General features: G+C 70.9%; 29 protein-coding genes. 2 read left to right on the forward strand and 27 right to left on the reverse strand.

Annotated features, from left to right (window positions below; genetic code table 11):
* Positions 1-96: 96 nt before the first annotated feature.
* The 4 genes from AAT21_RS25135 to tsaB are packed head-to-tail and all read right to left on the reverse strand — an operon-like array spanning position 97 to position 2,690.
* The gene (locus tag AAT21_RS25135) at positions 97-369 is read right to left on the reverse strand and encodes a hypothetical protein (RefSeq protein WP_235439217.1); all 273 of its coding nucleotides are present in this window, start codon (positions 367-369) and stop codon (positions 97-99) included.
* Positions 366-1,529 carry a tRNA (adenosine(37)-N6)-threonylcarbamoyltransferase complex transferase subunit TsaD gene (gene tsaD / locus AAT21_RS25140; protein ID WP_046779230.1) on the reverse strand — a complete coding sequence of 388 codons (1,164 nt, stop codon included), beginning with the start codon at positions 1,527-1,529 and terminating at the stop codon, positions 366-368. The genes AAT21_RS25135 and tsaD overlap by 4 nt, the downstream gene beginning before the upstream one ends.
* Positions 1,522-2,001, reverse strand: coding sequence for a ribosomal protein S18-alanine N-acetyltransferase (gene rimI, locus AAT21_RS25145; protein ID WP_030653711.1), 480 nt, complete (start codon positions 1,999-2,001; stop codon positions 1,522-1,524). Before rimI ends, tsaD begins: the two co-directional genes overlap by 8 nt.
* A gap of 26 nt (positions 2,002-2,027) precedes the next feature.
* Entirely contained in the window at positions 2,028-2,690 is a 663-nt protein-coding gene (gene tsaB / locus AAT21_RS25150; RefSeq protein WP_046779231.1) for a tRNA (adenosine(37)-N6)-threonylcarbamoyltransferase complex dimerization subunit type 1 TsaB, read from the reverse strand.
* 119 nt (positions 2,691-2,809) lie between these two features.
* Between tsaB and AAT21_RS25155 the strand changes: the two genes are divergently transcribed.
* Positions 2,810-3,376, forward strand: coding sequence for a hypothetical protein (locus tag AAT21_RS25155; RefSeq protein WP_046779232.1), 567 nt, complete (start codon positions 2,810-2,812; stop codon positions 3,374-3,376).
* 63 nt (positions 3,377-3,439) lie between these two features.
* Here the strand turns inward: AAT21_RS25155 and AAT21_RS37045 are convergent, their stop codons facing one another.
* The 8 genes from AAT21_RS37045 to AAT21_RS25190 form a co-directional block, all read right to left on the reverse strand.
* Entirely contained in the window at positions 3,440-3,628 is a 189-nt protein-coding gene (locus AAT21_RS37045) for a hypothetical protein (RefSeq protein ID WP_107081378.1), read from the reverse strand.
* A 116-nt stretch (positions 3,629-3,744) separates the two neighbouring features.
* Entirely contained in the window at positions 3,745-4,311 is a 567-nt protein-coding gene (tsaE, locus tag AAT21_RS25160) for a tRNA (adenosine(37)-N6)-threonylcarbamoyltransferase complex ATPase subunit type 1 TsaE (RefSeq protein ID WP_268768202.1), read from the reverse strand.
* Complete coding sequence (locus AAT21_RS25165; protein WP_079025951.1) at positions 4,262-5,521, reverse strand: alpha/beta fold hydrolase; 1,260 nt, start codon at positions 5,519-5,521, stop codon at positions 4,262-4,264. Before AAT21_RS25165 ends, tsaE begins: the two co-directional genes overlap by 50 nt.
* On the reverse strand, positions 5,466-6,602 hold the full coding sequence (gene alr / locus AAT21_RS25170) for an alanine racemase (RefSeq protein WP_046779233.1): 1,137 nt from the start codon (positions 6,600-6,602) through the stop codon (positions 5,466-5,468). The genes AAT21_RS25165 and alr overlap by 56 nt, the downstream gene beginning before the upstream one ends.
* 97 nt (positions 6,603-6,699) lie before the next feature.
* Positions 6,700-8,103, reverse strand: a complete 1,404-nt coding sequence (locus AAT21_RS25175) for an NAD(P)H-hydrate epimerase (protein ID WP_046779234.1) — start codon at positions 8,101-8,103, stop codon at positions 6,700-6,702.
* 3 nt (positions 8,104-8,106) lie between these two features.
* Positions 8,107-8,475 (reverse strand): holo-ACP synthase, encoded by a 369-nt coding sequence (locus AAT21_RS25180; RefSeq protein ID WP_030959046.1) that lies wholly within the window; start codon positions 8,473-8,475, stop codon positions 8,107-8,109.
* A gap of 21 nt (positions 8,476-8,496) precedes the next feature.
* Positions 8,497-10,344 (reverse strand): glutamine--fructose-6-phosphate transaminase (isomerizing), encoded by a 1,848-nt coding sequence (glmS, locus tag AAT21_RS25185; RefSeq protein ID WP_046779235.1) that lies wholly within the window; start codon positions 10,342-10,344, stop codon positions 8,497-8,499.
* A 109-nt stretch (positions 10,345-10,453) separates the two neighbouring features.
* On the reverse strand, positions 10,454-11,230 hold the full coding sequence (locus AAT21_RS25190) for a hypothetical protein (protein WP_052757983.1): 777 nt from the start codon (positions 11,228-11,230) through the stop codon (positions 10,454-10,456).
* 263 nt (positions 11,231-11,493) lie between these two features.
* Here AAT21_RS25190 and coaA point away from each other — a divergent pair, with 263 nt between their 5' ends.
* A complete protein-coding gene (gene coaA / locus AAT21_RS25195) occupies positions 11,494-12,543 on the forward strand; it encodes a type I pantothenate kinase (protein ID WP_046779236.1) in 1,050 nt (349 codons plus the stop codon).
* Positions 12,544-12,630: 87 nt separating this feature from the next.
* Here coaA and glmM read toward each other — a convergent pair whose 3' ends face one another.
* The 15 genes from glmM to secY all read right to left on the reverse strand — a co-directional run bounded on the left by glmM (position 12,631) and on the right by secY (position 25,614).
* Positions 12,631-13,989 (reverse strand): phosphoglucosamine mutase, encoded by a 1,359-nt coding sequence (gene glmM / locus AAT21_RS25200; protein ID WP_046779237.1) that lies wholly within the window; start codon positions 13,987-13,989, stop codon positions 12,631-12,633.
* Between the two features lie 135 nt (positions 13,990-14,124).
* Positions 14,125-14,640: a 30S ribosomal protein S9 gene (rpsI, locus tag AAT21_RS25205; protein WP_030773858.1), complete on the reverse strand. Its 516-nt coding sequence runs from the start codon at positions 14,638-14,640 to the stop codon at positions 14,125-14,127.
* A gap of 42 nt (positions 14,641-14,682) precedes the next feature.
* The gene (gene rplM, locus AAT21_RS25210; RefSeq protein ID WP_030959034.1) at positions 14,683-15,126 is read right to left on the reverse strand and encodes a 50S ribosomal protein L13; all 444 of its coding nucleotides are present in this window, start codon (positions 15,124-15,126) and stop codon (positions 14,683-14,685) included.
* A gap of 238 nt (positions 15,127-15,364) precedes the next feature.
* Entirely contained in the window at positions 15,365-16,648 is a 1,284-nt protein-coding gene (locus AAT21_RS25215; protein ID WP_235439219.1) for a glycosyltransferase family 87 protein, read from the reverse strand.
* 30 nt (positions 16,649-16,678) lie between these two features.
* Positions 16,679-18,307, reverse strand: coding sequence for an ABC-F family ATP-binding cassette domain-containing protein (locus AAT21_RS25220; RefSeq protein WP_046779239.1), 1,629 nt, complete (start codon positions 18,305-18,307; stop codon positions 16,679-16,681).
* Positions 18,308-18,351: 44 nt separating this feature from the next.
* Complete coding sequence (truA, locus tag AAT21_RS25225) at positions 18,352-19,203, reverse strand: tRNA pseudouridine(38-40) synthase TruA (protein WP_046779240.1); 852 nt, start codon at positions 19,201-19,203, stop codon at positions 18,352-18,354.
* 102 nt (positions 19,204-19,305) lie between these two features.
* Positions 19,306-19,767 carry a 50S ribosomal protein L17 gene (gene rplQ, locus AAT21_RS25230; RefSeq protein WP_030154710.1) on the reverse strand — a complete coding sequence of 154 codons (462 nt, stop codon included), beginning with the start codon at positions 19,765-19,767 and terminating at the stop codon, positions 19,306-19,308.
* A 106-nt stretch (positions 19,768-19,873) separates the two neighbouring features.
* Positions 19,874-20,896: a DNA-directed RNA polymerase subunit alpha gene (locus AAT21_RS25235; RefSeq protein ID WP_007265920.1), complete on the reverse strand. Its 1,023-nt coding sequence runs from the start codon at positions 20,894-20,896 to the stop codon at positions 19,874-19,876.
* A 151-nt stretch (positions 20,897-21,047) separates the two neighbouring features.
* Positions 21,048-21,452: a 30S ribosomal protein S11 gene (gene rpsK / locus AAT21_RS25240; RefSeq protein WP_003956432.1), complete on the reverse strand. Its 405-nt coding sequence runs from the start codon at positions 21,450-21,452 to the stop codon at positions 21,048-21,050.
* A 54-nt stretch (positions 21,453-21,506) separates the two neighbouring features.
* Positions 21,507-21,887 carry a 30S ribosomal protein S13 gene (rpsM, locus tag AAT21_RS25245; protein WP_007265919.1) on the reverse strand — a complete coding sequence of 127 codons (381 nt, stop codon included), beginning with the start codon at positions 21,885-21,887 and terminating at the stop codon, positions 21,507-21,509.
* A gap of 200 nt (positions 21,888-22,087) precedes the next feature.
* The gene (rpmJ, locus tag AAT21_RS25250) at positions 22,088-22,201 is read right to left on the reverse strand and encodes a 50S ribosomal protein L36 (protein ID WP_003956441.1); all 114 of its coding nucleotides are present in this window, start codon (positions 22,199-22,201) and stop codon (positions 22,088-22,090) included.
* 73 nt (positions 22,202-22,274) lie between these two features.
* Positions 22,275-22,496, reverse strand: a complete 222-nt coding sequence (gene infA, locus AAT21_RS25255) for a translation initiation factor IF-1 (RefSeq protein WP_003956442.1) — start codon at positions 22,494-22,496, stop codon at positions 22,275-22,277.
* A 138-nt stretch (positions 22,497-22,634) separates the two neighbouring features.
* Positions 22,635-23,486 (reverse strand): type I methionyl aminopeptidase, encoded by an 852-nt coding sequence (gene map / locus AAT21_RS25260; protein ID WP_046779241.1) that lies wholly within the window; start codon positions 23,484-23,486, stop codon positions 22,635-22,637.
* A gap of 167 nt (positions 23,487-23,653) precedes the next feature.
* A complete protein-coding gene (locus AAT21_RS25265; protein WP_046779242.1) occupies positions 23,654-24,301 on the reverse strand; it encodes an adenylate kinase in 648 nt (215 codons plus the stop codon).
* On the reverse strand, positions 24,301-25,614 hold the full coding sequence (secY, locus tag AAT21_RS25270) for a preprotein translocase subunit SecY (protein ID WP_030026339.1): 1,314 nt from the start codon (positions 25,612-25,614) through the stop codon (positions 24,301-24,303). Before secY ends, AAT21_RS25265 begins: the two co-directional genes overlap by 1 nt.
* Positions 25,615-25,712 lie beyond the last annotated feature (98 nt).

Below are 25,712 nucleotides of genomic sequence, written 5' to 3' on the forward strand. Positions count from 1 at the left end.
GGCGGGGCTGGCCGGCCCGAAGCGTCGGGCCCGAAGCGTCGGGCCGGCCGCCCGCCGGAAGCCGCTCCGGCTGATCCCCGCCCGCGGCTCCGTCGGCTACGCCCCGTCGGTCTCCACCGACTCGAACCGCCAGCGGTGCACCGCCCGCGTGATCAGGTCGGCGGCCGGTTCGGGCAGTTCGGGCAGGTCGGCCGCGATGCCCTCGGCCGTCTCCCACCAGGTGATAACGAGGACCCGGTCCTGTGGAGCCCGCAGCACCTCGCGGCGCACCGGTTCCCGGGCCAGGATCTGGGCCCGGGCCCACTCCAGCAGTTCGTTGCCCCGGCCGTCGGCGGCCCGGGCCTCCCACATCAGCGCGACGGTGCTCACGAGTACAGGTTGTCCTTGCTCAGCTCGTGCACGTGGTCGTGGTCGTGACCGTGCGAGTGACCGTGACCGTGGCCGTGGCCGTGCGCGTGGCTATGGCCCTCACCCTGCTCGTGCGACGTGCCCGGCACGTGCGGGTCCGTGACCGGCAGCGAGGAGTCCGCCGACAGGTCCCAGTCGGAGGCCGGACGGTTCCGCCTGACCATCTCCGCGCCGAGGGCCGCCACCATCGCGCCGTTGTCCGTGCACAGCTTCGGCCGCGGCACGCGCAGGGTGATCCCCGCGGCGTCGCAGCGCTCCTGGGCGAGCGAACGCAGCCGGGAGTTGGCGGCGACACCGCCGCCGATCATCAGGTGGTCGACGCCCTCGTCCTTGCACGCGCGGATCGCCTTGCGCGTCAGCACGTCCACGACGGCCTCCTGGAAGGACGCCGCCACGTCGCGCACCGGCACCTCCTCGCCCGCGTTCCGCTTCGCCTCGATCCAGCGGGCGACGGCCGTCTTCAGCCCGGAGAAGGAGAAGTCGTACGCGGGGTCGCGCGAGCCCGTCAGGCCGCGCGGAAAGTTGATCGCCTTGGGGTCGCCCTCCTTCGCGAGCCGGTCGATGACCGGGCCGCCGGGGAAGCCCAGCTGCAGCACGCGCGCGATCTTGTCGAAGGCCTCGCCCGCGGCGTCGTCGATGGTCGCGCCGAGCGGCCGTACGTCGGAGGTGATGTCGGGGGCCAGCAGCAGCGAGGAGTGGCCGCCGGACACCAGGAGCGCCATGGTCGGCTCGGGCAGCGGCCCGTGCTCCAGCTGGTCCACGCAGATGTGCGAGGCCAGGTGGTTGACGCCGTAAAGGGGCTTGCCGAGGGCGTAGGCGTAGGCCTTGGCGGCGGAGGTTCCCACCAGCAGCGCCCCGGCGAGGCCGGGTCCGGCCGTGACGGCGATGCCGTCGAGGTCGCGGGCGCTGACGCCGGCCTCCTTCAGGGCGCGTTCGATGGTGGGGACCATCGCCTCCAGGTGAGCCCGCGAGGCCACCTCGGGCACGACGCCGCCGAAGCGGGCGTGCTCGTCGACGCTCGACGCGATGGCGTCCGCGAGGAGGGTGGTGCCGCGGACGACGCCGACGCCGGTCTCGTCGCAGGACGTCTCGATGCCGAGGACGAGCGGTTCGTCAGCCATTGCTCTCACTGCTCTCAGTTCGTGCTTGTGCGGGGTCGGTCAGGCGCATGACGAGCGCGTCGACGTTGCCCGGCTGGTAGTAGCCGCGCCGGAAGCCGATGGGCTCGAAGCCGAAGCGCTCGTAGAGCTTCTGGGCGCGGGTGTTGTCCACGCGCACCTCCAGCAGCACCTCGGCGCACTCGAACGCGGTGGCTGCGCGCAGCAGGTCGGTCAGGAGCCGGGCGCCGAGCCCGGTCCCCCACTGGTCGCGGGCGGCCGCGATGGTCTGTACGTCGGCCAGATCGCCGGCGGCGGCCAGCCCGGCGTAGCCGACGAGGCGGCCGTCGGCCGTCTCGGCGACGACGTAGCGGCGGGTGGCCTGCGGGCCGCGCGCGTGGGCCAGTTCGGACCAGAACATCCCGGCGGACCAGGCGTCCTCGGGGAAGAGGTCGTGTTCCAGTTCCAGCACGGGTGCGATGTCCCACCAGCGCATCTCGCGCAGAACCGTCTCGGCCGTGGTCACTGCGGGGTGACCACCTTGTAGTTCTTGGGGACCTGCGCGTCGGGGCGGCGCAGGTAGAGCGGGGTCGGCGGGAGGAACTCCGCGCCGGCGGCGAGTCGTTCCGCCGCGAGGGAGGCCAGTGCGGCGGCCGACTGGTGCTCGGGGGCCCGGGCGTCGGGGAACACCTCGGGGTAGAGGAGCGCGCCCTGGCCGACCGCGGGCAGGCCGGCGACCTGTTCGGCGATCTCCGCCGGGCGGTCCACGGCGGGCTCCCCGACACGGGTGCGCGGGTCCTCGTAGCGGGCCCAGTAGACCTCCTTGCGCCGCGCGTCGGTGGCGACGGTGAAGGGGCCCTCGATCCCGGCGGTTCCCGCGGCGTAGGCGAGGCCGTCGAGTGTGCACAGGCCGTGGACGGGCACGCCCAGCACGGCGGCGAAGGTGGAAGCGGTGACGAGGCCGACGCGCAGCCCGGTGTAGGGGCCGGGGCCGACGCCGACGACGATGCCGGTGACGGCGTCGAGCTTCAGTCCGGCCTCGGCGAGGACGCGGTCCACGGAGGGGATGAGCAGCTCCCCGTGGCGGCGGGCGTCGACCTGGCCGGACTCGGCGAGGACGGCCTCGCCGTCGTGCAGGGCGACGGTGACGGCGGGCGTGGCGGTATCTACAGCGAGCAAGAGCACGCGAACAGCCTACGACTCCGGCGGCCGCACCCCTTGCGCCCGGTCGTGGAGCGGGGCGGCTGCTACCTTTCGACGGAGAGATCACGAGGGATCACGTCAGCGCGGAGAGGTGGAGCAAGGTGGCACGCAGCAGCTCGGGAATCGTGGCCGGGCTCACCGCCGCGGCGATCGCCGCCGTCGGCTTCCTCGGCTACCAGGCATCCGCGACGGCGCCGACGCATCCCCCGAAGGCGGCCGCGCCGGAGCCGGCTCCGGCGGCGAGCCCGGCGGCCGCGGGCAAGCAGGACCCGGCGAAGCCGGTGCCCGTTCCGGAGGGTTCCGGCACGGGTGTGCGCGTCGTGTACTCGGTGGGCCAGAAGCGGGTGTGGCTGGTGGGGGACGCCGCGCAGCAGCAGCAGCCGAGGTCGTTCCCGGTGGTGCCGAGCACGGTGCACCCGAAGCCGGGCACCTACCTCGTCGGTTCGCGTTCGGGCTCGGTGACGGGCTCCGACGGGGTGCCGATCGAGCACGTGGTCCGGTTCGCCACCCAGGAGGGCGTGGCGGTCGGATTCAGTGCCCGGGTGGACGGCACGACCCCGGAGCCCGACCCGAGCAAGAAGACCGGCGGCATCCGTATGGCGCGCGCCGACGGCGATGCGATGTGGGCCTTCGCAACGATCAGTTCCAAGGTCGTCGTCATTCCCTGACGGGACGCCCTTGCTTCACCCGAACGGGCGACCGGCCGAGGCCGGACGTGTGCGACGGGTCCGTCAGGCCGCTTCGGACTCCGGAGCGGCCTGTTCGCGTACGCCCCCGTCGGGCTCGCCCTCGTGCGGTGTGCGCTGTTCGCGCGAGGGCGGCGTGGAGACGGCGTTGGCGGCGATACCGGCGGCCAGCAGGGCGTGCATGGAGACGGCGGACGGGCGGGGGTGGCGCTGTGCTCCTGCTGGTGCCGACATGGCTGCCTCCTGGACCCCGGGACGCCGTACTTAGGCATACCTAAGAAACTCTCGGTACCATGTCATCACGAGGGCTGCCGCCAACGCAATATCTTGCCGACGAGTTGTCGGTACGTTTACCGCGAGACCGCCCCGGCCAGGGCGTCCAGCCCCGCTCCGGCGTTCCAGCGCGCTCCCACACCGTGCACCGAAACCTCGCGTACGTCGTCCAGGACCTCCTCGTGGCCGACTGCCCGCGCGATCACCACGTGCAGCCTGTCGTCGGAAAGCTCCTCGACCTTGCCGTCGCCCCACTCGACGACGACCACGGACTCGGGCAGCGAAACATCGAGGTCGAGGTCCTCCATCTCCTCCAGCCCACCGCCCAGACGGTACGCGTCCACGTGCACCAGCGCCGGACCGCCGGTCAGCGAGGGGTGCACGCGGGCGATCACGAAGGTCGGCGAGGTCACGGCCCCGCGCACGCCCAGGCCCTCGCCGAGGCCGCGGGTCAGGGTGGTCTTGCCCGCGCCCAGTTCGCCGGTCAGCAGAACGAGGTCGCCGGGGCGGAGCAGGCCGGCGATCCGGCGGCCCAGCTGCTGCATCGCCTGGGGGGAGTCAACGGTGATCCGGGTCTGTGTGCCGTGCCCGGACTCAGCTGCCGGTGCCTGGCTGCGCTGTGCTTCCAGCGGTACTTCTTCCATGCACGCCAACGTTAGTCGCTACCGGGACCGCCACCGCCCCGGTGCGGGCCAGCAGCTCTGTGAGCAGCCGGGTCACGGTCTCGGGGCGCTCCAGCATCATCAGGTGCCCGGTGGACTCCAGGACGACGAGCTCGGCGGCGGGCAGCAGGTCCTTGATGGCCTCGCTGTGCCCGGGCGGGGTGATCATGTCCTTGTCCCCGGCGACGACGGTGACCGGGATGCCGGCGAACTGCTGGAGCGCGGCGCTCTTGTCGTGCGTCTGGAAGGCCGGATAGAACTCGGCGACGACGTCGATCGGGGTGGCCTCGATGAGCCGTTCCGCGAAGCGGGCGACGCCCGGGTCCACGTCGCGCGAGCCGAACGAGTACATCTTGATCATGCCGGCGAAGAGGTCGGCGGTGGCCCGGCGGCCCTTCTCGACCAGCTCCACCTGCGATCCGAGCGCCTTCAGCACGCCCGGCAGGATCCTGCGCACGGCGCCCATGCCCACTGCGGGGAGCCCGTAGGTCACCTCGTCGAGCCGGCCGCCGGAGGTACCGACCAGGGCGACGCCGACGACGCGGTCGCGCACGAGGTCGGGGTACTGCTCGGCGAATCCCATGATGGTCATTCCGCCCATCGAGTGACCCACGAGGATCAGCGGGCCCTCGGGGGCGGTCGCGTCGACGACGGCCTTCAGGTCCCGGCCGAGCTGCTCGATGGTCAGCGGTTCGCCGTCCGCCTGGGCCAGGCCGCGCGCGCTGCGCCCGTGGCTGCGCTGGTCCCAGTAGACGGCGCGGACCACGCCGCGCAGGGCCGCCCGCTGGAAGTGCCAGGAGTCCTGGGACAGGCAGTAGCCGTGGCAGAAGACGACGGTGGCCCGGGGCTCGGGCTTGCGCCGCAGCCGGCGCCGCTTGCCGTCCTCGACCAGCTCGTCGACCTCGTAGTGGAGCTCGGTGGCGTCCTCCGCCCGGCAGGTCCCCTCGGTGCCGCGCAGGGAGCCGTAGTCCCCGGCGGCGTCGAGGGCCAGGCGGGCCTTCCTGCGCATGCCGCGCCCGACGGTGATCCGCTCGACCGCGACACCGGCCGCCGCGCCTGCGGCTATCACGCCGATCGCGGCGCCGGCCCAGCCGGCCCTGCGCCAGTTCTCGCTCACGCCGCCGCCCTCACTCCGCTCAGCCGCCCAGGTACACCCGGGGCACACGTCCACCGATACGGGTGACGATCTCATACGCGATCGTGTGCGCGGCCTGTGCCCAGTCCTCGGCGGAGGGTTCACCGCGCTCCGGGTCCCCGAAGATGACGACCTCGTCGCCGACGCGGGCCGGGTCTCCCTCCAGGTCGACCACGAACTGGTCCATGGCGACGCGTCCGGCGACGTGGCGCATCCTGCCGCCGACGAGCACCGGGCCGGCGCCCGACGCGTGGCGGGGGATGCCGTCGGCGTAGCCGGCCGGGACCAGCGCGAGGGTGGTCTCTTCGCCGGTGACGTAGTGGTGGCCGTAGCTGACGCCGTGCCCGGCGGGGACGGTCTTGACCAGCGCGAGGGAGGCCCTGAGCGTCATGGCGGGCCGCAGGCCGAGCTGGGCGGGGGTGCCGAGCTCGGGGGCGGGCGAGACCCCGTAGACGGCGAGGCCGGGGCGCACCAGGTCGAAGTGCGACTCGGGGAGGGTGAGGGTGGCGGGCGAGTTGGCCATGTGCCGGACCTCGGGGTCGATCCCCTCCTTCTCCGCGTAGGCGAGCATCTCGCGGAAGGCGTCGAGCTGGAGCCGGATCGAGGGGTGGCCGGGTTCGTCGGCGCAGGCGAAGTGCGACCAGACGCCGGTGACCTTGACGGTGCCCTCGGCCTGGGCGGCGACGGCCGCGCCGACGAGGGCCTCCCAGTCGGCGGGCTGACAGCCGCCCCGGCCGAGACCGGTGTCGGCCTTGAGCTGGATGCGTGCGGTGCGGCCGGCCGCGCGGGCGGCCTCGCGCACCTCGTCCAGGGCCCACATCCCGCTGACGGAGACGTCCAGGTCGGCCTCGACGGCCTCCCGCCAGGGCCCACCGGGGGTCCAGAGCCAGCACAGGATGCGGCCTTCGATGCCGGCGGCGCGCAGCGCGAGGGCCTCGTCGGGGGTGGCGGTGCCGAGCCAGGCGGCGCCGGCCTCCTGGGCGGCCCTGGCGCACTCCACTGCCCCGTGCCCGTAGGCGTTCGCCTTGACGACGGCCATCAGCTCGGACCGGGGCGCCCGCTCGCGCAGTGCGCGCACGTTCTCCCGTACGGCGTCAAGATCGATCTCGGCGTACACGCGCGTCGGTGTCTCGTTCATCGCCCACAGTCTCTCAGAATCCCCCGCCGGTCCCTGGTGCGGGCGCCCGAAGAGGCGGACCTTTCTCCGTTTCCCGGGGTCCGCCCGGACCCGCAGGTCAGGGGTGGGTGGTGTCCTGCCAGGCGGCGGGCAGGGCCTCGGCGACCTGGTGGGCCAGCAGGGGGCCGCCGGTGCGGCGGGCCGCCAGGCCGTGCAGGTACGCGCCCACCGAGCCGGCGTCCGCCCCGGACAGCCCGCCCGCCAGGAGGGACCCGGCCAGCCCGGACAGCACGTCCCCGCTGCCCGCGGTCGCCAGCCACGGCGTGCCCGTCGGGTTCACGCGGACCGCGCGGACGCCGCCCGAGGCGACCAGCGTCGTCGACCCCTTCAGCAGGACCGCGGCCCCGTACCGCTCCGCCAGCCGCCGTACGGCCGCCAGCCGGCCCGCCTCCACCGACTCCCGCGACACCCCGAGCAGCGCCGCCGCCTCGCCCGCGTGCGGGGTCAGCAGGGTGGGGGAGGTGCGTGCGCGCAGCACCGCCGGGTCCAGGCCGCGCAGCCCGTCCGCGTCGACCAGCACCGCCGCGTCGCCCGCCAGGACGTCGGCGACCTCACCGGCGCGCCCCTCCCCCAGCCCCGGGCCGATCACCCACGCCTGGACCCGGCCGGGCCCGATCAGTGTCTCGGGGTAGCGCGCCAGGACGGAGTCCGCGGCCGGGCCGACGTAGCGGACCGCGCCCGCGCCGCCGCGAAGGGCCCCGGCGACGGCCAGCACGGCCGCTCCCGGGTACTGCGCCGATCCGGCGACGATCCCGACGACGCCGCGCCGGTACTTGTCGCTCGACGCCGTCGGCTCCGGCAGCAGCCCCGCCACGTCCGCGTGCTGGAGGGCCTCCACCTCGGGCTCCGGCAGTTCCAGCCCGATGTCCACGAGGTGCACCGCGCCCGCCCGGGAGGCCCCGGGGTCGATCAGCAGACCCGGCTTGTACGCGCCGAAGGTCACCGTCACATCGGCGGTGACGGCCGGGCCCGCCACCTCCCCGGTGTCGGCGTCCACACCGCTGGGCAGGTCCACGGCGACCACGGGGACCCCCGGCGGGATCCGCTCCGCGAGCGCGGCGCCCGCGGGCCGCAGCCCGCCCCGCCCGCCGATCCCGAGCAGGCCGTCCACCACCAGGTCCGCCCGCTGCGGTACGGCCTGCGCCACCCGCCCGCCGGCGGCCCGCAGCGCCACCAGCCCGCCCGCGTGCATCCGTCCGGGGTCCATCGGCACGGCCGTCACCGCGGCCCCGCGCCGGGCCAGCCGCGCGCCGGCGTACAGGGCGTCGCCGCCGTTGTCGCCGGGGCCGACGAGCAGCACGACCCGGGACCCGTAGGCCCGGCCGCGGCGCCGTGCCAGCAGGCCGGCGCACACGGCGGCCAGACCGGCCGCCGCCCGCAGCATCAGGGCGCCCTCCGGCAGGCGGGCCATCAGCTCCCGCTCGGCGGCCCGTACGGTCTCCACGCTGTAAGCAGTACGCATGGGTCAACCCTCCGCGATCACCACCGCGGAGGCCACACCGGCGTCGTGGCTCAGCGAGATGTGCCAGGACTTCACGCCCAGTTCCAGCGCCCGTGCCTGCACCGTCCCCGACACGCGCAGCCGCGGCTGCCCGGTGTCCTCCACGTAGACCTCGGCATCGGTCCACAGCAGACCGGCGGGCGCGCCGAGCGCCTTGGCCAGTGCCTCCTTGGCGGCGAACCGGGCGGCGAGCGAGGCGACACCGCGCCGCTCGCCGCTCGGCAGCGTCAGCTCGGCCTCGACGAACAGCCGTCCGGCGAGGTTCGGCGTGCGCTCCAGGGCCGCGCCGAACCGCTCGATCTCCGCCACATCGATCCCGACGCCGACAATCACAAGGACTTCCCCACTACCCGGCTACTCCACGGTCACGGACTTAGCGAGGTTACGCGGCTGGTCCACCTCGTTGCCGCGGGCCGTGGCCAGCTCGCAGGCGAACACCTGCAACGGCACCGTCGCCACCAGCGGCTGGAGCAGCGTCGGCGTCGCCGGGATGCGGATCAGGTGGTCGGCGTACGGTACGACCGCCTCGTCGCCCTCCTCCGCGATCACGATGGTCCGCGCCCCCCGGGCCCTGATCTCCTGGATGTTCGACACGATCTTGTCGTGGAGCACGGAGCGGCCGCGCGGCGAGGGGACGACCACGACCACCGGCAGGTCCTTCTCGATGAGGGCGATCGGCCCGTGCTTGAGCTCGCCCGCCGCGAAGCCCTCGGCGTGCATGTACGCCAGCTCCTTGAGCTTGAGCGCACCCTCCAGGGCCACCGGGTAGCCGACGTGCCGCCCGAGGAAGAGGACGGTGTTCTTGTCGGCGAGGGACCGGGCGAGTTCCCGTACCGGCTCCATGGTCTCCAGGACGGTGTCGACGGCGGCGGCGATGTCGGACAGCTCGCGGACCACCGCCTCGATCTCGTCGCCCCACTTGGTGCCGCGGACCTGTCCGAGGTACAGCGCGACCAGGTAGCAGGCCACCAGCTGGGTCAGGAAGGCCTTGGTCGAGGCGACGGCGACCTCGGGGCCGGCGTGCGTGTAGAGCACGGCGTCCGACTCGCGCGGGATCGTCGAGCCGTTCGTGTTGCAGATGGCCAGCACCCTGGCGCCCTGCTCGCGTGCGTGGCGCAGCGCCATCAGGGTGTCCATGGTCTCGCCGGACTGCGAGATCGCGACCACCAGCGTCCGCTGGTCCAGGATCGGGTCGCGGTAGCGGAACTCGCTCGCCAGCTCCGTCTCGCACGGGATGCGGGTCCAGTGTTCGATGGCCAGCTTCGCGATCATGCCGGCGTGGTAGGCCGTCCCGCACGCCACGATGACGACCTTGTCGACCTCCCTGAGCACCGAGGCGGGGATGCGCACCTCGTCCAGGGTCAGCGAGCCGCTCGCGTCGATCCTGCCCAGGAGGGTGTCGGCGACGGCCTTCGGCTGCTCGGCGATCTCCTTGAGCATGAAGTAGTCGTATCCCCCCTTCTCGGCCGCGGAGGCGTCCCAGTCCACGTGGTAGGCGCGGACGGAGGCGACCGAACCGTCGAAGTTGGTCACGGTGACGCCCTCGCGGCGGAGTTCGACGACCTGGTCCTGGCCCAGCTCGATCGCGGACCGCGTGTGGGCGATGAAGGCGGCCACGTCCGAGGCGAGGAAGTTCTCCCCCTCGCCGACGCCCACCACGAGGGGGGAGTTGCGGCGCGCGCCGACCACCACGTCCGGTTCGTCGGCGTGCGCGGCGACCAGGGTGAACGCGCCTTCGAGGCGCCGGCACACCTGCCGCATGGCCTCGGCGAGGTCGCCGGTGGCCGAGAACTGCTCCGCCAGCAGGTGCGCGACGACCTCGGTGTCGGTCTCGGAGTCCAGGCGGTGTCCACGCTCGGCGAGTTCGGTCCGGAGCGCGGCGAAGTTCTCGATGATGCCGTTGTGCACGACGGCCACGCGCCCCGCGTTGTCGAGGTGCGGGTGGGCGTTGGTGTCGGTGGGCCCGCCGTGGGTCGCCCACCGGGTGTGTCCGAGTCCCGTGGAACCGGCCGGCAGCGGGTGCGCGACCAGTTCCTTCTCCAGATTGACGAGCTTGCCGGCCTTCTTGGCCGCGGCCAGGCTGCCGTCCGCGAGTACGGCGACCCCTGCCGAGTCGTAGCCGCGGTACTCCAGTCGCTTGAGTCCGGCGATGACCACATCGAGCGCAGACTGCGCTCCCACGTAACCCACAATTCCGCACATAGGGCGCAGCGTACGCCGTAGTTGGCCGTCTGCCCCGTACCTGAACACGCCGAAAACCCCGCCCCGGCGCATGGGCCGGAGCGGGGTCGACGACGGGTGGGGCGGTGCCTCAGCCGAGCTTCTTGGCCTGCGCGTCGATGACGTCCTTCGGGAGCGCCGGCTTGCCGCCGAGGTTCTGCACCGAGAACGTGGCGAGGGTGTTGCCCTTGCGGACCACGATCAGCTGTACGGCCATCGCGGTCTCGCCGTCGCCGAAGTCCGCGACGAAGGAGACGGCCTCGTCGCCGGCCGTGACGGCGTCGCCCGCCACCACCTTGTTGATCTTCACGGCCTCGCCGTCCTGCTGCATCGTGTAGCCGCCGGCGCAGGCGGTGCCCGCCTTCTTGAACGCGCCGAACGCCTCCTCGGCCCCCTTGCCGTCGTAGGAGGTCAGCGTCACGCCGGTACCGGTGGCGCCGGTGAGCATCTCCAGGCCGGCCTTCAGCTTGTCGGCCTCCGAGGCCTTCGGGTCGGCGGCCTTGCCGGAGGTGCCGGCGACCTGGGTGCGCGCCACACCGGTGGAGGTTCCCTGCGGGTCCATCGAGGCGGCCTGGACGAGCGGCTTGCACTCCGCCTTGTCGGTGGTGGCGGCCAGCGCCTTGAGCTGGTCCGCGGTGGGCGCCTTGACGAGGGTGTCCTTGGGGGCCTCGGCCTGGGTCAGCAGGAGGGGCGCCAGCTCGGCGTCGGTCTTGCCCTTGGCGGCCGGGGCGGCGGACGTCGCGGCGGCCTCGGACGGCTTGGTGTCGGCCGTGGTGTCGGCCTTGTCGGAGCCGCACGCGGTGGCCAGCAGGGCCAGCGAGACGGCGGAGGCGGTCATGACGGAACGGCGGACCAGGGTGCTGCGCACGAAGAATCTCCCCCACAGGGTGACGCGGTGACGATCGGGACGGCTCGTACGGCGCCCCCTCCCCAGGGGCTCGCCGGAGCCTCGGTGATCAAAGGTACGTGCCGCCACTGACATGCACCCGCCCAAACACGCCGTTGCGGGCCGATCGTGACCGGGGCGAGACCGCGCGCCCCCCGAATCGAGACGGTTGCCGCCGCCCGTCCCTTTGGTCACGTGACCGACCCCACCACCCACAACCGTCCCCGAGCCCCGACAATGGCGGTGTGATCACTTCGCCGCCACGAAGCAACACGCCCGGGGGTGCAACGGAGCACTCCGGCCGGGAGGGGCAGCCCCCGCGCACCGCGCACCGCCGCGGCCCCGAGGTCTCGCCGTACGTCGACCTCACCCGCGCCGAATGGAGCGCCCTGCGCGAGCGGACGCCGCTGCCGCTGACCGCCGAGGAGGTGGAGCGCCTGCGCGGCCTCGGCGATGTCATCGACCTCGACGAGGTCCGCGACGTGTACCTGCCGCTCTCGCGCCTGCTGAACCTCTACGTCGGCGCCACCAGCCAGCTCCGCGGCACCCTCAACACCTTCCTCGGCGACGCCGGCAACGGCCACGGCGCCCAGGCCGGCACCCCCTTCGTCATAGGGGTCGCCGGATCGGTCGCCGTCGGCAAGTCCACCGTGGCCCGCCTGCTCCAGGCCCTGCTCGCCCGCTGGCCCGAGCACCCGCGCGTGGAGCTGGTGACCACCGACGGCTTCCTGTACCCGATGAAGGAGCTCCAGCGGCGCGGGCTCACCTCCCGCAAGGGCTTCCCCGAGTCCTACGACCGCCGGGCGCTGACCCGCTTCGTCGCCGACATCAAGGCCGGCAAGGACGAGGTGCGGGCCCCGGTCTACTCGCACCTGATCTACGACATCGTGCCGGGCGAGGAGCTCGTCGTCCGCCGCCCGGACATCCTCATCGTCGAGGGCCTCAACGTGCTCCAGCCGGCGCTCCCCGGCACCGACGGCCGCACCCGCGTCGCCCTCGCCGACTACTTCGACTTCAGCGTGTACGTGGACGCCCGCCCGGAGGACATCGAGCGCTGGTACCTCAGCCGCTTCCGCAAGCTGCGCGAGACCGCCTTCCAGAACCCCTTCTCGTACTTCCGCAAGTACACGCAGGTCTCCGAGGAGGAGGCCATGGAGTACGCGCAGACGATGTGGCGGACGATCAACCGGCCCAACCTGCTGGAGAACGTGGCGCCCACCCGGGGCCGGGCCACCCTCGTCGTGCGCAAGGGACCGGACCACAAGGTCCAGAAGCTGAGCCTGCGCAAGCTGTAGTCACCGCGGAAACTGCCGGGGCGCACCCGGCAGGACCGGATGGTCCTGCACACCGGGTGCGCCCCACAGGCCTGGCGGCGGCGCCCGCTAGCCGAGCGCCGCCTTCACGGCGTCCGCGAGCCGGCCGGCGACCGCGCGGGCCTGCTCGATGTCGGCGGCCTCGACCATCACCCGTACGAGCGGCTCCGTGCCGGAGGGACGCAGCAGGACCCGGCCGGTGGTGCCCAGCTCGCGCTCGGCGTCGGAAACGGCCGCCGCCAGCTCGGCGGAGGTGGCGACCCGGGACTTGTCCACGTCGGGGACGTTGATCAGGACCTGCGGCAGCCGCTGCATGACGCCCGCCAGCTCGGCGAGGGACGTGCCGGTGGCGGCGACGCGGGCCGCGAGCAGCAGGCCGGTCAGGGTACCGTCGCCGGTCGTCGCGTGGTCGAGGATGATCACGTGGCCGGACTGCTCGCCGCCGAGCGCGTAGCCGTGCTCCTTCATCGACTCCAGCACGTAGCGGTCGCCGACGCCGGTCTGCACGACCTGGATGCCCTCGGTCTCCATGGCCAGCTTGAAGCCCAGGTTCGACATCACGGTGCCGACCACGGTGTTCTCGCGCAGCTGGCCGGCCTCGCGCATGGCCAGCGCCAGCACCGCGAGGATCTGGTCGCCGTCGACCTCCGCGCCGTTGCCGTCCACGGCCAGGCAGCGGTCGGCGTCGCCGTCGTGCGCGATGCCGAAGTCGGCGCCGTGCTCGACCACGGCCGCCTTCAGCAGGCCGAGGTGGGTGGAGCCGCAGCCGTCGTTGATGTTCAGGCCGTCCGGCTCGGCGCCGATCGTGACGATCTCCGCGCCGGCCCGGGCGAACGCCTCGGGCGAGACGTAGGCGGCGGCGCCGTGCGCCTCGTCGAGGACGATCTTCAGGCCGTCGAGACGGTTGGGGAGGACACCGATGAGGTGGGAGACGTACTTCTCGAAGCCCTCGGTGTAGTCCGAGACGCGGCCGACACCGGCCCCGGTGGGCCGGTCCCAGGGGGCACCGGTGCGGTGCTCCTCGTAGACGGACTCGATGCGGTCCTCCAGCTCGTCGGCGAGCTTGTGGCCGCCGCGGGCGAAGAACTTGATGCCGTTGTCGGGCATGGCGTTGTGGCTGGCGGAGAGCATCACGCCGAGGTCGGCACCCAGCGCACCGGTGAGATACGCCACCGCCGGGGTGGGCAGCACACCGACGCGCAGGACGTCCACGCCCGCGCTCGCGAGGCCGGCCACGACCGCGGCCTCGAGGAATTCACCGGAGGCCCGGGGGTCCCTGCCGACCACGGCGGTCGCCCGGTGGCCCTCGAAGGTGCCTGCTTCGGCGAGTACGTGGGCAGCCGCCACGGAGAGGCCGAGCGCGAGCTCCGCCGTCAGATCCGCGTTGGCGACGCCGCGTACACCGTCCGTCCCGAAGAGTCGTCCCACTGTTGTCCTCCCGAGTTTGCGCTTCGCGTATGACCGCTTGTGTCAGGTATTTGCCGCTTGTGGCGGTAAACGAACCGCCCCGGCAGCACAGAGAGTGCTGCCGGGGCGGTTTCGTTGCAGAACAGCAGGCGCAGATTAACGCTTGCTGTACTGCGGAGCCTTACGGGCCTTCTTGAGACCGGCCTTCTTGCGCTCGACCGCACGGTCGTCGCGGGAGAGGAAGCCGGCCTTCTTCAGCGCCGGGCGGTTGTTGTCCACGTCCGCCTCGTTCAGCGCACGGGCCACGCCGAGGCGCAGGGCGCCGGCCTGGCCGGAGACGCCGCCACCCGAGATGCGGGCGATGACGTCGTAGCGGCCGTCGAGCTCAAGGAGCTTGAAGGGCTCGTTGACTTCCTGCTGGTGCACCTTGTTGGGGAAGTAGTCCTCAAGGGTGCGACCGTTGATCTTCCACTTGCCGGTGCCCGGAACGATCCGGACGCGGGCGATGGCGTTCTTGCGACGGCCCAGGCCGGCGGCCGGCTGGGGGTCACCGAAGCGACCGGCAAGGGACTCGGAGGTGTAGTCGCCCTCGACGACGACCTCGGACTCGGTGGTGTACTCCTCGACGCCCTCGAACTCGTCGACGGGGGTCTCGGCGGTGGTCTCGGCCACGATGCTCCTCAGAATTCTCTGTGTCTTAGGGGGTGGCCGGAACTACTGCGCGACCTGGGTGATCTCGAACGGCACCGGCTGCTGGGCAGCGTGCGGGTGCTGGTCGCCCGAGTAGACCTTCAGCTTCGACAGCATCTGACGGCCCAGGGAGTTCTTCGGGAGCATGCCCTTGACGGCCTTCTCGACGGCCTTCTCCGGGTTGTTCGCCAGCAGGTCGTCGTAACGCACGGAGCGCAGACCGCCCGGGAAACCGGAGTGGCGGTAGGCCATCTTCTGGGAGGCCTTGTTGCCGGACAGGTGCACCTTGTCGGCGTTGATGATGACGACGAAGTCACCCATGTCCATGTGGGGGGCGTAGGTCGGCTTGTGCTTGCCCTTCAGGAGGGCAGCGGCCTGGGTCGCCAGACGGCCGAGGACGACGTCCTGGGCGTCGATGACGAGCCACTGGCGCGAGATGTCGCCGGGCTTGGGGCTGAACGTACGCACGCGTATGCCTTCGCTTCTTCAGTGGTGGTATCCCACGGGCGCAAGCCCAGCGGGAAGGTCCTGACAGGGTCACCACGGACGATCACGACAGCACACGTTCACATCAGGGACGCAACCCGAGTGAACGGCCAGCTGCTGGTCATCGGTCCGGTGGACCGGCGTAAGGCCCTTTCACGTGAGAATGAGAAAGCCAATACGCATAACAAACCAGCAGGATACCCAAGCAGACCCGTAGGGGTCAAAACGCGGTCCGCGATGCCGATTCTGCTGGCGTCGCGGCGCACTCCGGTTCGGTCCTGGGTGGGGACCCCGCAGTTGTTACGGGCTCCAGAGTAACCCGATCCGGGCGCAGCGCACGACGCGCCAGCAGGAACGCCACCCCGCACAGGGTGGCGCAGTCCTTGAAGGCGCGCCTCTTGTGGGCCAGCTCCGAGGGCCACGGGACCAAGGCCATCTGAGGCGTCAACGCCAGCCAGAACCAGGGCGAGCGGGGCATCGAGCCCGGCCGTACGGCCGACGCCAGCAGCAGCGGCAGCACCACCAGCAGGTAGTGGTCGAAGGACGGCCGCGACACCAGAAACGCGGCGAGCATCACCATGCAGGCCGTCTCCACGAGACGCAGCTCACCCCGGTCGCCGTCCGCCCCGGTACGCCGCCATCGCGCCCAGGCCGCCCACAGCCCGGCCGCGGCACCCGCGAAGGCCACCGCCACCGCCACCGCCTGCGGCACCCCCAGCCGCGGCAGCACCGCTATCGGCGAGGCGTCCCAGGGCAGCGCGTACGCGTCCTGCCCCTGGAGCAGGAACGGCAGGGTCTTGGTGAAGAACAGCGTCGGGCTCGGCATCAGCAGCGCCCCGGCCAGCGAGATCGCCAGCGGCACCAGCACCGCCGCGGCCAGCCCCCGCCACCGGCGGGCGAACAGGAAGAGCAGCCCGATCGGCACCAGCATCGGCTTGCAGGCGATGGCCAGCCCGACCACCAGCCCGGCCCTCCCCCACGCCCCCCGGTGCGCGAGCAGCAGCGCCACGGGCAGCGCGGCCGCCGAGACGGCCGTCCAGTTGCCGATCAGCACCAGGTTCACCCACGGCTTGTAGGCGAGGGCGAACACGGTGAGGACGCCGACCGCGAAGCGCGAGCGCAGCGGCACGGAGAACAGCCGCAGCGCGGCCAGCCACCCGATGCCCAGCAGCCCGGACATCCCGACCGGCAGGATCCAGCGCAGCACCCCCCGCGGTACCAGGGCCTCCGGCACGGCCATGAGCACGGCGCTGGGCAGGTACAGGAAGCGCTTGTCCTCGTACGGCGACCCGCCCTCCAGCAGCGTCTGCGCGGCCTTGACGACGAAGGCGTTGTCCGAGCCCCAGTTCGCCCGCAGGCTCGTGGAGAGGCAGATCCCGAGGAGCACCGCCGCAGAGACCACCCGCCAGGACCGCGGGGCCGGCCGCAGCAGCCAGCCGACCAGCCGGTCCCCCGGGGCCATGGCCTCCCACCTCATGAGCCAGATGCCAGGCCTCAGGCCCACGACGCCCCTCCCTCACCGCCGAGCCACCGCTCAGCGCTTGCGTTCGACCCTGCGTTCGTCCCAGACGGGCTCCTGAGTCTCCCGCACAACACCGTCCGAACCGAAGACCAGGTAACGGTCAAATGTGCGCGCGAACCAGCGGTCGTGCGTCACGCACAGCACCGTCCCGTCGTAGGACTCCAGGCCGTCCTGGAGGGCCTCGGCGGACTCCAGGTCCAGGTTGTCCGTGGGCTCGTCCAGCAGCAGCGCCGTGGTGCCCGCGAGCTCCAGCAGCAGGATCTGGAAGCGCGCCTGCTGGCCGCCCGAGAGCTTCTCGAAGGGCTGCTCGGCCTGACGCTCCAGCTCGTAGCGGCGCAGGGCCCCCATCGCCTGCCCCAGGGGCTTGGCCGCCTCCGTCCACAGGATCTCGACGAGGGTGCGGCCGAACAGCTCCGGGTGGGCGTGGGTCTGCGCGAAATGGCCGGGAACCACCCGTGCGCCCAGCTTCCAGTCACCGGTGTGCCCCACGTCCTCGCCCGCCAGCAGCCGCAGGAAGTGCGACTTGCCGGAGCCGTTCGAGCCGAGCACCGCGACCCGCTCCCCGTAGAAGACCTCCAGGGAGAACGGCTTCATCAGCCCGGTGAGCTCCAGGTTCTCCACGGTCAGCGCGCGCACGCCGGTCCGGCCGCCCTTGAGCCGCATCTTGATGTCCTGCTCGCGCGGCGGCTCCGGCGGCGGGCCGGCCTCCTCGAACTTCTGGAAACGAGTCTGCATCGCCCGGTAGCGCGAGGCCATGTCGGGGCTGGACGCGGCCTGGTTGCGCAGCCGCAGCACGAGGGCCTTGAGGCGGGCGTGCTCCTCGTCCCAGCGCCGCTTGAGCTCCTCGAAGCGGGCGAAGCGCTCCTTGCGGGCCTCGTGGTACGTGCCGAAGCCCGCGCCGTGCACCCACACGTCGGAGCCCGTCGGGCTCGCCTCCAGGCTGATGATCTTCTCGGCCGCCTGGGTCAGCAGCTCCCGGTCGTGGGAGACGAACAGCACCGTCTTGCGGGTCGCCCGCAGCTGCTCCTCCAGCCACCGCTTGCCCGGGACGTCGAGGTAGTTGTCCGGCTCGTCGAGCAGCAGCACCTCGTCCGGTCCGCGCAGCAGCGCCTCCAGCACGAGCCGCTTCTGCTCACCGCCGGAGAGCGTGCGCACCTCGCGGAACTGGGCGGAGTCGTACGGGATGGCCAGCGCGGCCATCGTGCAGACGTCCCACAGCGTCTCCGCCTCGTAGCCCTGCACGTCGGCCCAGTCGCTGAGGGCCTGGGCGTAGGCCATCTGCGCGGCCTCGTCGTCCACCGTCATGATCAGGTGCTCGGCGCGGTCGACGGCCTTCGCGGCCTCGCGGATCCGCGGCTGGGCCACCGAGACCAGCAGGTCCCGTACGGTCGTCTCGTCGCGCACGGAACCCACGAACTGCGACATCACGCCGAGGCCGCCGCTGATCGAGACGCCGCCGCCGTGCGGCTGGAGCTCCCCGGAGATCAGCTTCAGCAGGGTGGTCTTGCCCGCGCCGTTCGCCCCGACCAGGGCGGCCACCGCACCCTCCCCCACGCGGAAGGAGACGTCGGGGAGCAGTACCCGCCCGTCGGGAAGGTAGTACTCCAGATGGCTGGCTTCGAGATGTCCCATGCCGGGCATTGTCCCGGTCGGCTCGCGATCCGCCCAAACGATTTGGCGGCGGCTCAGCAGCAGCCGGCGCCCGGCAGGGTCCGCATGTTGCGCGCCTCCCGGCTGCGGGCGGCCAGCAGCTCGTCTGCCGGGTAGCCGACCTCCTCCAGGGTCAGCCCGTGGGGCTTGACCACGTGCACCGAGGAGTCCCGTACGCCGGCGGCCAGCACCTTGCCGGGCCAGTCGGTGGGCCGGTGGCCGTCCCCGACGTGGAGCAGGGCGCCCACCAGGGAGCGGACCATGTTGTGGCAGAAGGCGTCGGCGCGGACGGTCGCGGTGATGATGCCGTCCTCGGCGCGCTCCCAGCCGAGCTGCTGGAGGGTACGGATCGTCGTGGCGCCCTCGCGCTTCTTGCAGTACGCGGCGAAGTCGTGCTCGCCCAGCAGCGCGGCGGAGGCCTCGTTCATGGCGTCCACGTCGAGGGGCCACTGGTGCCACAGGACGTGGCCGCGGCGCAGCGGGTCCACCCCGCCCTGGTGGTCGCCCACGCGGTAGGCGTAGCGGCGCCAGACGGCCGAGAAGCGCGCGTTGAAGCCCTCGGGGGCCTCGGCGACCTTCCACACCCGTACGTCGTGCGGCAGCCGGCCGGCGAGGCGCCGCAGCAGCTTGTCGTGGTGCTCGGCCCACACCTCCTCGGCCAGGTCGAACTGCGCGACCTGTCCACGGGCGTGCACGCCGGCGTCCGTCCGCCCGGCGACCGTCAGCTCGACCGGCTCCTTCAGCCGCATCACGGTCTGCAGGGCGCTCTCCAGCTCGCCCTGGACGGTCCGCAGCGTGCGCTGCTTCGCCCAGCCGGAGAAGTCCTTGCCGTCGTAGCTCAGGTCCAGCCGCACCCGGACGTGCCCGGGCTCCACCTCGTCACTCACGTGACCGATCCTCTCAGAAGCACCCATATGCAGAACGGGCCCGCCCCGGGAAGGGGCGGGCCCGTTCAGAGCCGGTCAAGCAAGCTCGATCCCGTAGCGGGATCAGGCCTCCTTGGTCTCCTCGGCGGGGGTCTCGACAGCCTCCGCCTCCTTGACCGCGCGCTTGGTGGCGGCCTCGGCCTCACCGGTGGCCTGCTGGGCGACCGTGAGGGCCTCGACCAGCTCGATCACGGCCATCGGGGCGTTGTCGCCACGACGGTTGCCGATCTTGGTGATGCGCGTGTAACCACCGGGGCGGTTCTCGTAGCGCGGGGCGATCTCGGTGAACAGCGTGTGCACGATGCTCTTGTCCGTGATCGTCTGCAGCACCAGGCGACGGTTGTGGATGTCGCCCTTCTTGGCCTTGGTGACCAGACGCTCGGCGTAGGGACGCAGGCGGCGGGCCTTGGCCTCGGTGGTGGTGATGCGGCCGTGCTCGAAGAGCGCCTTCGCGAGGTTCGCGAGCAGGTGCTTCTCGTGCGCGGCGGAGCCGCCCAGGCGGGCACCCTTTGCGGGACGCGGCATTGTTACTCCTTCAAATCTGCACCGGCCGTGTCAGGTACCGGAGTCAGTTCCCTCAAGCGGTCGCGAGAGGGTGGGTACGGGGGGCGCGAGCCCCCCGCAAGCTTTCTCAGTACTGCTCGGTCTCGACGAAACCGGCGTCCGCGTCGTCGTCGGCGCCGAAGGCGTCGGCGGCGGCGGTCGGGTCGAATCCGGGCGGGCTGTCCTTGAGGGCCAGGCCCATGCCGGCCAGCTTCGCCTTGACCTCGTCGATCGACTTCGCACCGAAGTTGCGGATGTCGAGCAGGTCGGCCTCGGAGCGGGCGACGAGCTCACCCACGGAGTGGATGCCCTCGCGCTTGAGGCAGTTGTACGACCGGACCGTGAGCTCGAGCTCCTCGATCGGCAGCGCCAGGTCGGCGGCCAGGGCGGCGTCCGTCGGGGACGGGCCCATGTCGATGCCCTCGGCGTCGATGTTGAGCTCGCGGGCCAGACCGAACAGCTCGACCAGGGTCTTGCCTGCGGACGCCATGGCGTCGCGCGGGCGCATGGCCTGCTTGGTCTCGACGTCGACGATCAGCTTGTCGAAGTCGGTGCGCTGCTCGACTCGGGTCGCCTCGACCTTGTAGGTGACCTTGAGGACCGGGCTGTAGATGGAGTCGACCGGGATGCGGCCGATCTCCTGGCCCAGCTGCTTGTTCTGGACGGCGGAGACGTAGCCGCGACCGCGCTCGACGGTCAGCTCCATCTCCAGCTTGCCCTTGCCGTTGAGCGTGGCGAGGACGAGGTCCGGGTTGTGCACCTCGACACCGGCCGGGGGCGCGATGTCGGCAGCGGTGACCAGGCCGGGACCCTGCTTGCGCAGGTACATCACGACCGGCTCGTCGTGCTCCGAGGAGACGACCAGCTGCTTGATGTTGAGGATGATGTCCGTGACGTCTTCCTTGACGCCCGGCACGGTGGTGAACTCGTGCAGGACGCCGTCCACGCGGATGCTGGTGACAGCGGCACCCGGGATGGAGGACAGGAGGGTACGGCGCAGGGAGTTGCCGAGGGTGTAACCGAAGCCCGGCTCCAGGGGCTCGATCACGAACCGCGAGCGGTACTCGTCAACGACCTCTTCGGTCAGCGACGGACGCTGAGCGATAAGCATGTCTGTGTTCCTTCATTCGTGGACGCCCACTATTTGACGCCCGACGGGATGCCGTACCGGGGGTACGGCTACTGCAAGGGTACGGGCGGCACGTCCCCAGAAGGGGTCGTACCGCCCGGACACTCAAAGACGCAACTGTGCGTCCGCTGCGTCAGACGCGGCGGCGCTTCGGCGGGCGGCAGCCGTTGTGCGGGGTGGGGGTGACGTCCTGGATCGAGCCGACCTCGAGGCCGGTGGCCTGGAGGGAGCGGATCGCGGTCTCACGGCCGGAGCCGGGACCCTTGACGAAAACGTCGACCTTGCGCATGCCGTGCTCCTGCGCGCGGCGGGCGGCCGACTCGGCGGCCATCTGCGCGGCGAAGGGGGTGGACTTGCGCGAGCCCTTGAAGCCGACGTGGCCGGCGGAGGCCCAGGAGATCACGTTGCCGGACGGGTCCGTGATCGAAACGATGGTGTTGTTGAACGTGCTCTTGATGTGGGCGTGCCCGTGAGCGACGTTCTTCTTTTCCTTGCGGCGCACCTTCTTGGCAGCGCCCTGACGACCCTTGGGGGGCATCTAAATCTCCTACGGGAGGTGGTCGGTCCTACAGCGCAAGACCGCTGAACAGGACTACTTCTTGCCCGGCTTCTTCTTACCGGCGATCGCGCGACGCGGGCCCTTGCGGGTACGCGCGTTCGTGCTGGTGCGCTGACCGTGCACCGGGAGGCCGCGACGGTGGCGGATACCCTGGTAGCACTGGATCTCGATCTTGCGGCGGATGTCGCCCTGGATCTCGCGGCGGAGGTCACCCTCGGTACGGAGGTTGGCGTCCACGTACTCGCGGATCTTGACGAGGTCCTCTTCGGCCAGGTCACGAACGCGGGTGTTCGGGTTCACGCCGGTGGAGGCGAGGATCTCCTTGGACCGGGTGCGCCCGATACCGAAGACGTAGGTGAGTGCGATCTCCACACGCTTTTCGCGCGGGATGTCAACACCGGAAACGCGTGCCATTCAATGGCTCCTGTGTGTTCGGGGGTCTTCCACAGAACCGATCCCGACCGCCGACCACCCGAGTGGGTGATGGTACGTCCGGGTCCCCGGCCCCCGCCGGAGGTGCCGCCGGCCCTTTGCGGGGGCTGGGCGGGTTCTGCGTATGTACGTTTTCTTACGTCGCGCGAAGAACTGCGTTAAGGCAGGTCGGTCGGCGTGCGTCAGCCCTGGCGCTGCTTGTGGCGCAGGTTGTCGCAGATGACCATGACCCGGCCGTGACGGCGGATCACCTTGCACTTGTCGCAGATCTTCTTGACGCTCGGCTTGACCTTCATGTTGGTGAGGTTCTCCGGGTCAGTGCCACCACCCGCACCGGGACGGACGCCCAGGCAGGAGTGAGAGCAAGATCTACTTGTATCGGTAGACGATCCGGCCACGCGTCAGGTCGTAGGGAGAGAGCTCCACGACGACCCGGTCATCAGGCAGGATGCGGATGTAGTGCATGCGCATCTTCCCGCTGATGTGCGCGAGGACCTTGTGACCGTTCTGGAGCTCCACCTTGAACATCGCGTTCGGGAGGGACTCGATCACGGTGCCCTCGATTTCGATGGCACCTTGCTTCTTGGCCACGCTTCGCCTTTCGAATCGGCTACCTTGATCGGCCTCGCGCGCCATGCGGACATGGAAGTGCACGAGAGCCGACGAGTCAGTCTACGTCAGGGCACCCAGAAAGACGAATCCGGAAAGTTTGCCCCAGAGTCTAGATCATTAACCGAGCGGGTCCGGGGCCGTGGTGACCCCGTACTCCGCCAGCTTCGCCTTGCCGCAGTCCGGGCTGGTCAGGACGATCGGACCGGCCTCCGTCAGCGCGATGGAGTGCTCCCAGTGCGAGGACCAGGTGCCGTCCGTGGTGATGACCGTCCAGTCGTCCGAAAGGACCTCCGTCTGGGCGGTGCCCAGGGAGACCATCGGCTCGATCGCCAGGCAGACGCCCGGGACCAGCTTGATCCCCTTGCCCCGCTTCCGCGAGACGTAGTTCAGCAGGTGGGGGTCCATGTGCATCTCGGACCCGATGCCGTGGCCGCCGTAGTCCTCGATGATGCCGAACTTGCCGCGGCTGTGCTCACCGGTGGCGGGGCGGGGCTGGCGCTTGATGTACGTCTCGATCGCCTTGGAGATGTCCACGAGGCGGTTGCCCAGCTTCATGGCGGCGATACCGGCCCACATCGACTCCTCCGTCACCCGGGAAAGCTCCACGAGCTCGGGCGCGTGGTTCGTGCCGACGAAGGCGGTGTACGCCGCGTCGCCGTGCCAGCCGTCGACGATGGCGCCGGCGTCGATCGAGATGATGTCGCCGTCCTTGAGGACGGTCTTGTCATCCGGGATGCCGTGGACGACGACCTCGTTCACCGAGGTGCAGATCGTCGCGGGGAAGCCGCCGTAGCCGAGGAAGTTCGACTTGGCCCCGGCGTCCGCGATGACCTTGCGGGCCACCATGTCCAGATCCCGCGTCGTGGCGCCCGGCACGGCCGCCTCACGGGTCGCCGCATGGATCGCGGCGACGACCAGCCCCGCCTCGCGCATCTTCGCGATCTGCTCGGGGGTCTTGATCTGGACCATAGGGGCGTGCCTTCCGTTCTTGCGGCTGAACCGCCGCCGCTCTCGCGGACGTGGTCGCTGTCCGCTGTGGTTGCTCAATTATCGGCTGATGTCGTGCCGCAGCGCGTCATGCAGACGGCCGCGGTGCCCCGAGGGGACACCGCGGCCGTACCTGTACCGCTCGGGGACTACTTCTTCAGAGCGTCCATGGCGCGCTGGGTGATCTCGTGCACCTCGCCGAGGGCGGAGATGGTGACCAGCAGGCCCTGCTCCTTGTAGTAGTCGATGATCGGCTCGGTCTGCGTGTGGTAGACCTCCAGCCGGTTGCGCACCGTGGCCTCGGAGTCGTCACCGCGCTGGTAGAGCTCGCCACCGCAGTGGTCGCAGACGCCCTCGGTCTTCGGGGCGGCGTACTCGACGTGGAAGACGTGCGCGGACTCGTTGCGGCAGACGCGGCGGCCGGCGATGCGCTTGACGACCTCGTCCTCCTCGACCTCCAGGTCGAGGACTGCGTCGAGCTTCATGCCCGACTCCTCCAGCATGACGTCGAGGGCCTCGGCCTGGGAGACGTTGCGCGGGAAGCCGTCGAGCAGGAAGCCGCCGGCGGCGTCGGGCTGCTCCATCCGGTCCTTGGCCATACCGATGGTGATCTCGTCCGGGACGAGGTCGCCGGCGTCCATGAACGCCTTGGCGCGCCGGCCCAGGTCGGTGCCCTGACTGATGTTGGCCCGGAACAGGTCGCCCGTGGAGATGTGCGGGATCGACAGGTTCTTGGCAAGGAACGCGGCCTGCGTTCCCTTGCCCGCACCGGGCGGTCCGACGAGGACGATTCGCATCAGCGGAGGAACCCTTCGTAGTTACGCTGCTGGAGCTGGCTCTCGATCTGCTTCACGGTTTCCAGACCCACACCCACGATGATGAGGATGCTCGTCCCGCCGAACGGGAAGTTCTGGTTCGCTCCGAAGCCGGCCAACGCCATCGTCGGCACAAGAGCGATGAGACCCAGGTACAGCGACCCCGGCCAGGTGATCCGGTTGAGCACGTAGCTCAGGTACTCGGCGGTGGGTCGACCGGCGCGGATACCCGGGATGAACCCACCATACTTCTTCATGTTGTCTGCAACTTCCTCGGGGTTGAACGAGATCGCCACGTAGAAGAACGCGAAGAAGACGATCAGGAGGAAGTAGACCGCGATGTAGTACGGGTGGTCGCCCTTGACGAAGTGCTTCTGGATCCAGGTGGCCCAGCCCGCGGTGGACCCGCTGAACTGCACGACCAGTGCCGGGATGTAGAGCAGCGACGAGGCGAAGATGACGGGGATGATGCCCGCCTGGTTCACCTTGAGCGGGATGTAGGTGGAGGTCCCGCCGTAGGCGCGGCGGCCGATCATGCGCTTCGCGTACTGGACCGGGATCCGGCGCTGCGCCTGCTCGACGAAGACCACCAGGCCGACCATCGCGAGGCCGACCAGCATGACGACGCCGAACTCGACCCAGCCGTCGGCGATCTTGCCCTGGAGCTTGATCTGCCACAGGGCGCCGATGAAGCCGGCGGCGATCGAGATGAACATGAGGATCGACATGCCGTTGCCGATGCCGCGGTCGGTGATGAGCTCACCGAGCCACATGACGACGCAGGTACCGGCGGTCATGGTGACCACCATGACGACCGTGGTGAAGATCGACCGGTCGGGAACGATCTGGCTGGCGACCTGGCACCCCTGGAAGAGGGCGCCGGTACGGGCGGTGGCGACGAGGCCGGTGCCCTGGAGGATCGCGAGCGCGACCGTCAGATAGCGCGTGTACTGAGTGATCTTCGCCGTGCCGGACTGGCCCTCTTTCTTGAGGGTCTCCAGCTTCGGGATGACCACGGTCAGCAGCTGCAGAATGATGCTCGCCGTGATGTACGGCATGATGCCGAGCGCAAAGATCGTGATCTGCAGCAGCGCGCCACCGCTGAACATGTTGACGAGGCCGAACAGACCATTGCTGCTTCCGGCCTGTTCCACGCAGATCTGTACGTTCTTGTAGCTCACGCCGGGGACCGGGACATGCGACCCGAGCCGGAACAGCACGATGATGCCGAGCGTGAAGAGCAGCTTCTTGCGCAGGTCGGGCGTCTTGAACGCCCGGGCGAACGCGGTGAGCACGGTGCCTCCTGCGACCCCCGCGCTACTGCGTCAGAGGTGACGGTCTGAGAGGGATCGACGTATACGACAAAGCAATGGTGCACGCCACCTTACCGGCG

It is taken from the genome of Streptomyces yangpuensis, from assembly GCF_001005295.1.
GTDB classification, from domain to species: domain Bacteria; phylum Actinomycetota; class Actinomycetes; order Streptomycetales; family Streptomycetaceae; genus Streptomyces; species Streptomyces yangpuensis.